Annotated in this window: 9 protein-coding genes; all 9 read left to right on the top strand. The window is 30.3% G+C overall.

Features of this window, described 5'->3' with window-relative positions; genetic code table 11:
* Window positions 1-42: 42 nt before the first annotated feature.
* The 9 genes from ISP02_RS00590 to ISP02_RS00550 all read left to right on the top strand — a co-directional run bounded on the left by ISP02_RS00590 (window position 43) and on the right by ISP02_RS00550 (window position 12316).
* Complete coding sequence (locus ISP02_RS00590) at window positions 43-1050, top strand: S66 family peptidase (protein ID WP_195719734.1); 1008 nt, start codon at window positions 43-45, stop codon at window positions 1048-1050.
* Between the two features lie 76 nt (window positions 1051-1126).
* On the top strand, window positions 1127-2782 hold the full coding sequence (locus tag ISP02_RS00585; protein WP_195719732.1) for an FAD-binding dehydrogenase: 1656 nt from the start codon (window positions 1127-1129) through the stop codon (window positions 2780-2782).
* 198 nt (window positions 2783-2980) lie between these two features.
* On the top strand, window positions 2981-3475 hold the full coding sequence (locus tag ISP02_RS00580; RefSeq protein ID WP_195719730.1) for an isoprenylcysteine carboxyl methyltransferase family protein: 495 nt from the start codon (window positions 2981-2983) through the stop codon (window positions 3473-3475).
* Window positions 3476-3751: 276 nt separating this feature from the next.
* Window positions 3752-4813, top strand: coding sequence for a DUF418 domain-containing protein (locus tag ISP02_RS00575; protein WP_195719728.1), 1062 nt, complete (start codon window positions 3752-3754; stop codon window positions 4811-4813).
* A gap of 349 nt (window positions 4814-5162) precedes the next feature.
* Entirely contained in the window at window positions 5163-6098 is a 936-nt protein-coding gene (locus ISP02_RS00570) for an NAD-dependent epimerase/dehydratase family protein (RefSeq protein ID WP_195719726.1), read from the top strand.
* A gap of 25 nt (window positions 6099-6123) precedes the next feature.
* Entirely contained in the window at window positions 6124-8640 is a 2517-nt protein-coding gene (locus tag ISP02_RS00565; RefSeq protein ID WP_195719724.1) for a glycosyltransferase, read from the top strand.
* A 66-nt stretch (window positions 8641-8706) separates the two neighbouring features.
* Entirely contained in the window at window positions 8707-10635 is a 1929-nt protein-coding gene (locus ISP02_RS00560; RefSeq protein ID WP_195719722.1) for a CDP-glycerol glycerophosphotransferase family protein, read from the top strand.
* Between the two features lie 419 nt (window positions 10636-11054).
* A complete protein-coding gene (locus tag ISP02_RS00555) occupies window positions 11055-11858 on the top strand; it encodes a DUF3100 domain-containing protein (protein ID WP_195719720.1) in 804 nt (267 codons plus the stop codon).
* Between the two features lie 5 nt (window positions 11859-11863).
* Window positions 11864-12316, top strand: a complete 453-nt coding sequence (locus tag ISP02_RS00550; protein ID WP_195719718.1) for a hypothetical protein — start codon at window positions 11864-11866, stop codon at window positions 12314-12316.
* Window positions 12317-12402 lie beyond the last annotated feature (86 nt).

The following is a 12402-nucleotide window of genomic DNA, read 5'->3' as shown; positions in this document are numbered from 1 at the left end:
ATGTGTTAGTATAAATACAATTAAATTATGTGAGGTGAGTTTATGATACGCTATCCAATCCTAAAAAATAATGCTGTCATAGGTGTCACTGCACCATCTTCTGGATTATCAAAACCGTTACATCACTTTACTGACGAAATTAGAGAAAGATTTAATGGTTATCATCAAGTGGTGTTTGGCGCTACCACATATACTCAATATAAAGGTAAATCAGCAGATGCTTATACACGAGCGAATGAATTTAATCAATTTATGCTTCATGACAAAATCGATGCCGTTATTCCGCCATTTGGTGGCGAACTCGCTTTAGAAATGATAGATAAAATTAACTTCACACAATTAGAACCTAAATGGCTGTTAGGCTATTCAGACGTGAGTATATTATTGCTAGCAATCACTCTAAAAACAGGCATAGCAACCGCTCATGGTACAAACATCGTTGATTTACGTGGACAATATAGTGATAGTACAACACAAATGTGGCATGAAGTTTTACAAACACCCAAAAACGGTTCGATTATTCAATACTCCTCACAACAATTTCAAAGTGAATGGCCTGACAAACCAACAGACTATATATTTAATTTTGATTCTCCGACTGAATGGAAATCTGTCAATAACGAACCTGTCATTATGGAAGGTAGGCTATTAGGTGGCTGTATCGATGTTATTCACCACCTAATTGGCACACCATACGGGGACCTAAGCCACTTTAGAAAACAATATATAAATAACGAACCTATTATTTGGTACCTTGAAAATTGTGAAGCAGAACCTACGTCGTTAAGAAGAATGTTAGTTCAAATGAAACTGGCAGGTTGGTTCGACAATTGTAATGGTATTGCTTTTGGTAGAACGAACATGCGCTATCAAGAAGATGATTACAATATAATAGACGCTTATAAAGATCTAGCTGAAGACTTAAGTTTACCGATAATTTACGATATAGATTGTGGTCACCTGCCACCTCAAATCACTTTTGTAAATGGCTCATACGGTAAAATAACATACGCTAACGGTAAAGGTACAATCACCCAAAGTTTTGTTTAGTAAATAATATAACATAGTTACCAAAATCATCAATTTATCTTCAAATTACAAGTTCAATTATTTAGGGGGGATCGCAATGCGTAAAAATGTATTTGTTATCGGTGCGGGATTGAGTGGATTAGTTGCATCAACAGAATTACTTAAAAAAGGTTATCATGTAACATTATTAGATCAAGAACCTCGTCAAGCGATTGGTGGTCAAGCGTATTGGTCATTTGGTGGATTATTTTTAGTTAATTCAAAAATACAACAACGGTTAGGCGTCCATGATTCATTTGAATTAGCATTAAACGATTGGTTTGGAACTGCTCAATTCGATCGCCTTGATGGCGAAGATTATTGGGCGAATGAATGGGCTAAAGCCTATGTAAAATTTGCAACTTATGATAAAGAAAATTATCTCAAAAATATGGGAATTAAATTGATACCTATTTTAGGATGGGCAGAACGCGGTGGTACTTCAGCTTCTACACACGGTAATTCCGTACCAAGATTTCATATAACATGGGGAACTGGACCTGGATTAGTTAATCCTTTTATACGTTATGTTTTTCAAAAAGAACAAGAAGGCCAATTTACATTCCTACCTCGGCACCAAGTTACACAGGTTACTATTGACGATAATCAAATCAAGCATATTGCCGGTAATATTTTAGAAGAAAGTGACGTAGCGCGTGGCAAACCATCATCAAGAACAATTATAGATACCTTTTCATATAATGTGGATTATTTAGTCATCACTTCAGGTGGTATTGGAGCGAATATACCTTTGATTAAAAAATATTGGCCGAAGCGACTAGGCACGCCACCTAAAAACATGATTCAAGGTGTTCCCGATTCAACGGATGGTCTGTTAATTAATATTTCTGAATATGCTGGCGTTAATGTAGTCAATAAAGACCGTATGTGGCATTACACTGAAGGTATAAAAAATCATAGTCCTATTTGGTCTAATCATGGGATACGAATTATCCCCGGCCCCTCTTCATTATGGTTTGACGCGATTGGCAATAGAATGACTGCCCCGGATTATCCAGGGTTTGATACGCTACATACGTTACAAACAATAACAAAGACAGGCTATGACTACTCATGGTTTATTTTGACAGAAGATATCGTCAAAAAAGAGTTCGTATTATCAGGTTCTGAACAAAATCCAGATTTAACTGACAAAGACATCAAATTACTTATAAAAGAACGTTTAGGTCGTAAGGCAACTTCTCCAGTTGATGCCTTTATGAATAAAGGTCCCGATTTCGTTATGGCTAATGATTTAGGCACCTTAGTTAAGAAAATGAACGATCTTTCCGGTGATGATTTAATAAAATACGAAGACATCAAAGCGGAAATTAAAGCCAGAGATTTACAAATTAATAATAAATTTAGTAAAGATCCTCAAATTGCTTTTATAAATAATGCACGTCAGTTTTTAGGTGACAAATTTATTCGTACAGCGAAGCCTCATAAAATATTAAGCGGTAATAATGGGAAATTAGTAGCCATCAAATTACATATTATTAGTCGTAAAACCTTAGGCGGCATACAAACTAATATAGATGGCCAAGCTATAAACCATCAAAACCTCCCCATTAAAGGCCTTTACGCTGCTGGCGAAGCATCTGGTTTTGGGGGTGGTGGCGTACATGGTTATCGTGCATTAGAAGGGACATTTTTAGGAGGTTGCATCTTTAGTGGTATACGCGTAGCAGAAGGTATCAATAAAAACGTTTAATACTATACCTCAGATTGTCCTAAATTAAGATAATTTATATTATTTCGTATAGTTAATAAATATTTAATGGAATTTATGGTCAACAGCTTTTAAAATAGCTTTATAAAGTACTTTGAAGCCTTAGCCTTTTAAAATATGGACTAAATTCAATACTTTTAAATATTTAACATCATCTATGAATAACACTTGGAGGACATCATGACTTTCACAATTTTACTTATATTTTTTATTGTACGGTTATACAGCTTAAAAATTTCAATTAACCACACACAACAATTAATTAAAAATGGAGCTAAAGAATATGGTGCACAGAATTCAAAATACCTTGCATTAACTCATATTCTCATCTATGTAGGCGCAGCCATTGAATCGTTAATCAATCAAGATACGTTCAGCCTGTTTAATGGTCTAGGCTTTGTACTACTACTTTTTGGATACTTAGTTTTATTCCATGTCATTAAAACTTTAGGTTCTATATGGACTCTTAAATTGTTCATCTTACCTGAACATCCTATCGTTAAATCAGGACTATATAAAATAACGAAACACCCTAACTATTATCTAAATATCTTACCTGAGCTCATCGGTGTACTGTTGTTAACACATGCGACTTATACAAGTGTATTACTAATACCGTATGCTTACTTCTTATATACAAGAATTGTACAGGAAGAAAAAATGATGGATTTATAAAATAAAAAGCCACGCCTATAGCTAACTTTTCTAACTATAGGGGTGGCTTTTTTTAATGTCATAATAACCCATAAAAGTAAATCACGCTAATTAAATATAGAGACATTTAACTCTTATAATTGAAATCATAAATTATAGCTAAACAATGGTTCGTTTTCGCTACAATTCAGTTCATCACTATGGATGTGACATATTTGTTAGTTGTTTTTCGAATTGCTTTTGCTACCATTAACCTTGTCTTTAGTGATACATATCATAAAAATTAAGGAGTATAACATGAACGATAAAACCGAAAGAATTTCAGAATTAGATTATATGCGAGGTTTTGCACTATTAGGAATTATTTTAACTAACATAATTTCCTTGTATAACTTCCCAACACCGAGCAACTTTGATCAAATTAAATACTTACAATTTATAGACTTTTTTGTTGAAGATAAATTCTTTACCATCTTTTCATTTTTATTCGGGCTTGGATTTTATATTTTCATTCGCAATGCTCAAAAAAAGGATTTGAACACCCATTTTGTCTTCTTAAGAAGATTGACTATTTTAGCAGTGTTTGGAATTTTGCATCAATTGCTTCAACCAGGCGAAGCTCTATTGTTATACGCTATATTTGGATTAATATTAATACCTTGTTTTTATTTAAATAAATATATCAACTTAGTTCTTGGCTTAATCATCTTATGTATATGTTTATATTTAGGAAATAAAACAATTCTTCCAATACCATATTTTTTATTAGGTCTTTCAGCAGGTCAATTCTGTCTTTTTAATAATATCAAAACTAAATTATTAATTATATTAACATCTCTTTCTGGCCTAATTTCAATTGCTTGCTGGATAATATTAAGTAAATCTTACGTATATCCTAGCTATAAATTGTTACATCATACATTAAATAACCAAGAACTTGCAGATTATGTTCAACAACAAGACTTGTACAATCATCTCATCGTTATCACAAGTCCATTTATCGCTTTATTTTACGTAAGTGCCCTCCTTTTAATCGTTAAAACAAATTTGTTTGGAAAAGGGTTAGCACCGTTAAGCTTTTACGGCAGAATGGCACTCACGAACTATGTAGGACAAACATTATTAATTTGGGTCGTGATGTTAATGTTCAACAAAAATCAACTCAACATAACTGATACATTATTTATATGCGTCATTATCTATATCTTACAATTAATTGCCTCAACGGTTTGGCTTAAATTCTTTAATTATGGTCCATTAGAATACATTTGGAGAATCGGCACATATATGAAAGTATTTAACAACAAGAAACCTAAAACTCAAGTGAATTATCAGTCTCGTATTTTTGAAAAAAATTAGATTAAGCTTAACATGGCTTCTCAATTAAATTTTAACTTAATTAATTATAAAAGCTGGCTTTCTACATACAAGTTCAGCTTTTATATTTAAAACATTGTGAACATTCTTATGCATCATTTTATATTCCCTGTTGTTTAAACCACCATAATATAATATGTATAGTTCTGTAATTAAAATAATAAAAGAAATTGTTAACAATATAGATAATTTAAAAATTATTGAAATGAAATATTAAAAAGTTTATGCTATATTTCACAGCGAATTTTGAAAATTTTAACAATATTGTAGAATCGGCGATATTGCTAATCAAGTAATTAGCAAATTTATTAAAAATAAAGGGGAATTTATTTTGAAAATATTAATAACAGGTGGCGCAGGATTTATAGGTTCACATTTAGCTGAGTACTTTAACGAGCAAAATTATGAAGTTTTCATTTTAGATAATTTAAAAACTGGTTATCATTCTAACGTAGGGTTTATAGATAACGCTCATTTAATTGACAACGACGTTACTAATAGTCAATTTGTTACGGAACTCATAAAAAAGGAACAATTTGATTACGTCATCCACTTAGCTGCGGTAGTAAGTGTTGTAGAAACAATTAAAAACCCTATACTATCGCAATCAGTTAATATTGAAGCTACATTAAATATGCTTGAATCAAATAGACAGTATAATAAAAATTTAAAAAAATTTATTTTTGCATCTTCAGCTGCCGTGTATGGCAATACAGAAGGTTTACCTAAAAAAGTAAATACATTTATAGATCCAGAATCTCCATATGCTATAGAAAAATACGCTGCTGAACAATATACAAAACTATATAATAAATTGTTCAATATGCCTACTACTTCATTAAGATTTTTCAATATTTATGGTCCAAGACAAGACCCTAGTTCACCCTATTCAGGTGTGTTATCAATTATGAATGAAAAATTTCAAAATGATGATACCTTCACCTTTTTCGGGGATGGCGAACAAACTAGAGATTTTGTTTATGTAAAAGATTTAGTACAAGCGGTTTCTATAGTACTCAATAATGAAAATGCCAATGGTAAAATCTATAATTTGGGGAGTGGCGAACAAATATCTTTATTACAAATATTTAATACGTTTGAAAAGTTATATAATAAAACAATTAACTACAAATTTTCTGATTCAAGAAGTGGCGATATTAAGCATTCTTATGCTCAAATTGAAGAGTTAACCTCATTAGGATACAAGCCAAAATATAGTGTTGAAGATGGTTTAGCAGCTTATGTAAATTATACTAACCATTCATAAAAATATACAAAGGGGGATAGTCAAAATGAAAGAGAAATTAAAAAAATTCATTTTAAACCAAGGTAAGAGAAAAATTAAATTCCTAATTGAACCATTAAAACTTCAATTAAGAAGTAAATACACTCGAAATATTATGTATTATGCTAATTTATATCAAAAAGTAAATATTGATGAAGATTATATACTATATCAAGTAAGAGACGGTCAAAGTATGACAGATAGTCCTTATGCTATTTTCAAACATTTAATTAATGATAAATCATTTAAAAATTTCCAACATATATGGGTAGTCTCTAACAGTTCAAAACAAAAATCATATTCTAAGTTATATAACCAATATAACAACGTTAAGTTCATAGTAAAAGAAAGTAAAGATTATCTTTTTTATTTAGCTAAATGCAAATATTTAATTAATAATGCTACATTTCCAAACTATTTTACCAAAAAGCACGACCAAACTTATATAAATACATGGCATGGTACACCATTAAAATTTATGGGATTAGATATAAAAAATAATTTAGTAGAATCTCAAAATACAATTAGAAATTTCCTAAGTTCAGATTACATTATTACACCAAACAATCATACTAGTGAAGTATTTAAAAAAGCATTTAAATTAGGCGGATTAATAGATAATTCAATTCTCGAGATAGGTTATCCTAGAATTGATAATACATTAAACTCCAATAAAGATGATGTCATCAAAAAACTAAATAACCAAGGAATTAAAACTAATAATTCTCCTATATTAATGTTTTCTCCAACATGGCGTGGCCGCTTAGTCAGTGACCCAGAAGATAATATTGAAGATATGATTGAAATAATAGAACAGTTAAATAAAGAAACAAAATATCAAGTTATTTTGAAAGTACATCCTTTTATTTATCACAAGGCAATGCATAATAAAAAACTAAAACCTTATTTAATTGATGATGATTTTGACACTAATGAATTATTGAGTGTTGTAGACATGCTAGTCACTGATTATTCAAGTATTTTTTTCGACTACCTAGTAACTGATAAACCTATTATCTTTTATACACCTGATTATGAAACGTATGAACAAGGTAGAGGATTATATTTACCCGTAAATTCATTGCCAGGCCCTTCTGTACATACGGTAACTGAGCTAATTAATACAATAATAAACGAAGATAATATTTTATCTGCTTATCGAGATAAGTATATAGATTATAAAGAAAACTACACTAGTTTAAATATAGAAAATGTTACTGCAAAATTAGTTAATTATATATTTGATAAAAAATCTTCACCTATCCCAAAATCACAACAAGCCAAAAAAACCTTATTGATTTATCCTGGTGGTATGAAACCAAACGGGATTACTACATCATTAATGAATCTTTTAGAAAGTATTGATCATAATACATATGACGTAACTCTTTTCTTAGACAAAACTACTAATAAAGATACATTAGATAATCTATATTCTATTAATAGTAATGTTAGAGTTATATTAAGAAGCGGACCATTACTATCAACTACTACAGAGTATTATCGAAATATATTAGTTAGAAATAGAGGGATCATGACTAAAATAGAAAAACTAGTTTACCCAGACAAATTGTATGAACGTGAATTTAGGAAGGTATTTGGAAACGCCGAATTCGACTATGCTATTGATTTTAGTGGCTATGCGATGTTTTGGTCATCATTAGTCTTAGCCAGTCATGCTAAAAGAAAGTTAATATATCTACACAGTGATATGAAAATGGATATGGAACGAACTGTTAATGGCATAAGACCCCACTATGCAAATGTAAAAGGGACTATTTCAATGTACCCATACTTCGATAAATTAGTTAACGTATCAGAAGTGACTAAACAAGAAAATATTAATAAACTTAGTAAAAAATCAACTAGAAGAAAATTCCAATCTTCCAATAATACCATTAACTTACCTAAAATACGCAAACTAATGAATGATGATAATGACATATTTGTTAAAAATGACAAACGTGTCTTAGTACGTCAAATAGATAAACAAATCTCAAGTGTGCCCTTTTCTAAAGAAGATTATAAAGTTATGACTATGGGACGTTTATCTCCAGAAAAAGGGTTTGATAATTTAATAAAATCTTTTGAAATAGTAGTGAAAAAACATCCCTCAGCTAAATTATATATACTAGGTGATGGACCACTCATGAATCAATTAAGTAATCTTATAATTACATTAAAATTAGAAAATAATGTATTTTTAATGGGTCAAAAGAGAAATCCATTTTTCATTATGAAAGAATGTGACTTATTTGTTCTACCTTCATACTATGAAGGGCAATCTATGGTTTTATTAGAAGCATTAACTATTGGTATAAATGTACTAGCTTCTAATATAGTAGCAAATAAATATGTATTAGATTATGGTAAATATGGTATGCTCTGCGATAATGACTATGCTTCATTGGCTACCAATATCATAGAGTTCATTAACGGGGAAAATAAAGAATACGACAGATTTGATGCTCAAAAATACAATAAGGCAGCTATTAATCAATTTTATGATATATTACTCAATTAGTAACAATGACAGGTGTTTTTAGCATCTGTCATTTCTTTCATAAAATAAGAGAAAGGGCGTTATTGAATGAAAATTTCAAGTGACTCAAATAAATTTATAATTGAAAATCTACATGAAAAAAAGTTGTCCATACATTCAGAAAATGGTGCTTTATCTTTTGAAAAAGAACAAGGAATATTTAATATTTCTTCAGAAAAATTATTAGCTTTTTATCAAATTGAAAATGCACCATTACATATTTTAAATGAACATGATATTCCCATCGATGTAAGTCAAATTGATGGTGAAATTGATTTTAGTAGCGACACTTATTTAAGTGTGGATGACAAAAATTATTATCTTTATATTGATCAAAACAATTTATTGACGCTAGTTTTTAATAAAAAACCTTCTTTCTTTAATTTTTACAATAAAGATTGCGAAATTATTAATATTAGTAGAGACAGTAAAGCATTCACCATTAACTTTACTTGTAAATATTTTAAACCTACATCTCTAAATGTGTTTATCAAAGATAGAAACCATACTTTTGAGATACCTTTAACAACAAGTTCATTCAAAGTAATAACATTAAAGCAACATACTTTCCAAGTAACTGCTAATTTCATAATCGATAAAAATGCTATAAGTAATTTAATTAACTATGACGAAAATATTATAAACTATAATGTAGAAGCGTATGACCTGCACTTTAATTATGATATAAAAGAAATGCCTTTGTCTGAGTATCCACCTCGAATAAAAGCACCCAATGCATACATGTTTAAAGAAAACGATGAAGTATGGGGCGAGTTTGAAAACAAGATGTGTTTATTTAAGATGTATAATACTAAACATGGAAATTTATCAACTAGAATATTCATAGTTCCAAAGTTAACCTATCGTTACTATTTGAAAATGACAAAAAACAACTTAGAAGCTAAATCTAAAAAACCAATCGTAATTATAGTTGAATATCCAGAAAAGGCCCAAGATAATGGTTTAATCTTTTTTCAATATCTACTAAATAATTATAGTGATAGATTCCATATATATTATTTACTATCAGATTATAGCTCTGACATTAAAAATCTTAAAGGGTATGAAGATAACATTATCCAATATCAGTCTTTGGAGCATATAAAACTATTTGAACGTTCTTCAGTGATCATACATACCCACACCCCAAATTATGTATTACCGTTTTTGACTAACTTTTTAGAAGACAAAGTTAAGTCTAAAAGTAAACTTTTTTTACAACATGGCATTATAGCTTCTAAAGATGTTAGTGGTATATATGGACGTACGCCAAGTAATGAATTTACAAATTTATTTGTAGTATCTTCAGAAAGAGAAAAAAATGAAGTTATTAATAACTATAATTATCCCGAAGCGTCTGTTATTCTCTCAGGTTTACCACGATTCGATAACATTATAAGACATAGACAGGCCTCATTAACTCATAAGCGTAGCATTTTAATAATGCCAACTTGGCGTAAGGAAATTGACCAATATAGTGATGCCAAATTTAAAAAAACTAATTTTTTTAAGGTTTTCAATCAACTACTAACAAATAAATCATTAATAAATTTTTTAGCGAATAATAACATTGAACTTAACTTTTACTTGCATCATAATTTCCAAAAATTCTCGCATTTATTTGATGCCACTTATATTAATATAATTTACGAAGATGAGCATAATGTAAAAGATTTATTATACGAAAGTAATTTATTAATCACTGATTATTCTAGTGTTGGATTAGACTTTGCTTTAATGCATAAAAAAGTAATCTATTATCGCCCTCTTGCATTGATAGATGCAGAAATTACTACTGAAGATAAGCACTTTCTACCAGGAAGCATTGTAAATACTGAAAGCGAATTATTAAAAGAATTGCAAAGTTTTGAAATGGATAATCACAACAAGGAAGTCCTCAAAGATATTTATCTATATGATGATACTCTTGCTTGTCAACGCATCGTTGATGCAATGATAGAAAAATTTAATTTATAAAGTTACTGAATTCAATACTGAAAGTAACATGTTAAATTTATCAAAATCATTTTCTCATGCTATATACATTTATAAGTTACATTTTGAACATCGCCAAATATACGAATTATTCGCCAACAAGCAACAAAAGCCTAAAGTAAATCTTCATTTGATAAGGTTTACCTTAAGTTTAAATTTGAATCGTAATTTTTTATCTTTGAAAAAATTATTAAAGCTGTCTTTCTATGTGAAAGTCAGCTTTTTATTGTGAATATATATATTTAAGTAGTTATCACTAATAAAATAATGCCTTTATATAAAGTTATTTAATAACAAAAATTATATTATTACAAAACTCACCCTTTTAATTTTGCTAAGACCTAGTTAAAATAAATATATTATTGTTAGAATTTTCTGATTTTTGAAAAGGAGGATTTCACATGAAAAACGAAGATAAATTGTGGAAAGATTGGCGTTTACACCTTTTAGTACTAGTTATTATGGTTATTTCAGAAGTTATAGGTCCACATAAAATACCATTAGGTTTTTCTTCTATATTATTGCTACCCGTTGTTTATGCTGTAATACTAGGATTAGTTGCTTATTTCTCCCCCATTGTGAAGAAAAAGCAAGCTAAAAATTCAGAGCCTTTAGTATTTATATCTGTAGCATTATTAATTGCGAAATTTGGCGTCGAAGCAGGGCCAGCCTTACCCAAAATAATTTCTGCCGGACCTGCATTAATCTTACAGGAGATAGGAAATCTTGGAACAATCCTTATCTCATTACCATTAGCTGTTTTATTAGGCTTAAGACGTGAATCAATCGGAATGACGCATTCCATTGGTCGCGAACCTAATTTAGCTTTAATAACAGAAAAATTTGGTATTAGTTCTCCTGAATGGCGTGGCGTTATGTCTATGTATATATTCGGCACTATTTTTGGAGCGATATTCTTCAGTATATTTGCAGGTTTAATTATTTCAATTTTACCTTTAAGCCCTTTGGCTTATGCAATGGCGACAGGTGTAGGGAGTGGCGTAATGACCGCCGCAGCATTAGGCCCTTTAGTAGAAATGTATCCGCATCAATCTAGCACAATTACTGCCTTTTCAGGAGTGAGTAATTTGCTCACATCGGTAACAGGTCTTTATATGGGTATATTAATCGCGCTACCTTTAACTCAAAAGTACTACGCTAGTATTATGAAAGTGAAAAATAAATTTAGTAACAACAAGGAGTGATTAACATGTCATCTAAAGTAACAAATTGGATTCTCACATTATGTGTGGTTGGTTTTATCGCGCTACTCAGTAACCTAATTGGTTATAATACATCAATGCTCAAAGGCGTACCTGGAATTTTGGTACTCATGTTTATCGCTTTAGCAGGTTTAATACTAAGTAATATTATCCCATTGAATATACCAAGCATCGCATACATTGGAGTTTTGGGGTTAATTATTACGATTCCTGGTTTCCCGGGTTCTACACACATCGTTCATTGGACAGAAAAAGTAGATCTTATGTCACTTGCGACACCTGTCGTAGCTTATGCCGGTGTATCTATAGGTAATTCATGGGTCGATTTCGCCAAACTTGGTTGGAAAACAGTTATAGTGGGAATGGTTGTTTTAATTAGTACATACATAGGTTCAGCGGTAGTTGCTGAAATCGTCTTACGCATTCAAGGAATTGTATAAAAAGATAAGCAGCGCATTTGAATGTATCATTTAGATGCTCTGCTCACTTATAAGCCACTAGATTTTTAAAAATTATTTTTCAAGTT

It is taken from the genome of Staphylococcus durrellii (assembly GCF_015594545.1).
GTDB lineage: Bacteria > Bacillota > Bacilli > Staphylococcales > Staphylococcaceae > Staphylococcus > Staphylococcus durrellii.
This window is presented reverse-complemented; position numbering and strand designations above follow the sequence as displayed.

Coding starts and splice junctions, on each gene's coding strand:
- ISP02_RS00590 (WP_195719734.1), top strand. CDS start 43: ATGATACGCTATCCAATCCTAAAAAATAATGCTGTCATAGGTGTCACT.
- ISP02_RS00585 (WP_195719732.1), top strand. CDS start 1,127: ATGCGTAAAAATGTATTTGTTATCGGTGCGGGATTGAGTGGATTAGTT.
- ISP02_RS00580 (WP_195719730.1), top strand. CDS start 2,981: ATGACTTTCACAATTTTACTTATATTTTTTATTGTACGGTTATACAGC.
- ISP02_RS00575 (WP_195719728.1), top strand. CDS start 3,752: ATGAACGATAAAACCGAAAGAATTTCAGAATTAGATTATATGCGAGGT.
- ISP02_RS00565 (WP_195719724.1), top strand. CDS start 6,124: ATGAAAGAGAAATTAAAAAAATTCATTTTAAACCAAGGTAAGAGAAAA.
- ISP02_RS00560 (WP_195719722.1), top strand. CDS start 8,707: ATGAAAATTTCAAGTGACTCAAATAAATTTATAATTGAAAATCTACAT.
- ISP02_RS00555 (WP_195719720.1), top strand. CDS start 11,055: ATGAAAAACGAAGATAAATTGTGGAAAGATTGGCGTTTACACCTTTTA.
- ISP02_RS00550 (WP_195719718.1), top strand. CDS start 11,864: ATGTCATCTAAAGTAACAAATTGGATTCTCACATTATGTGTGGTTGGT.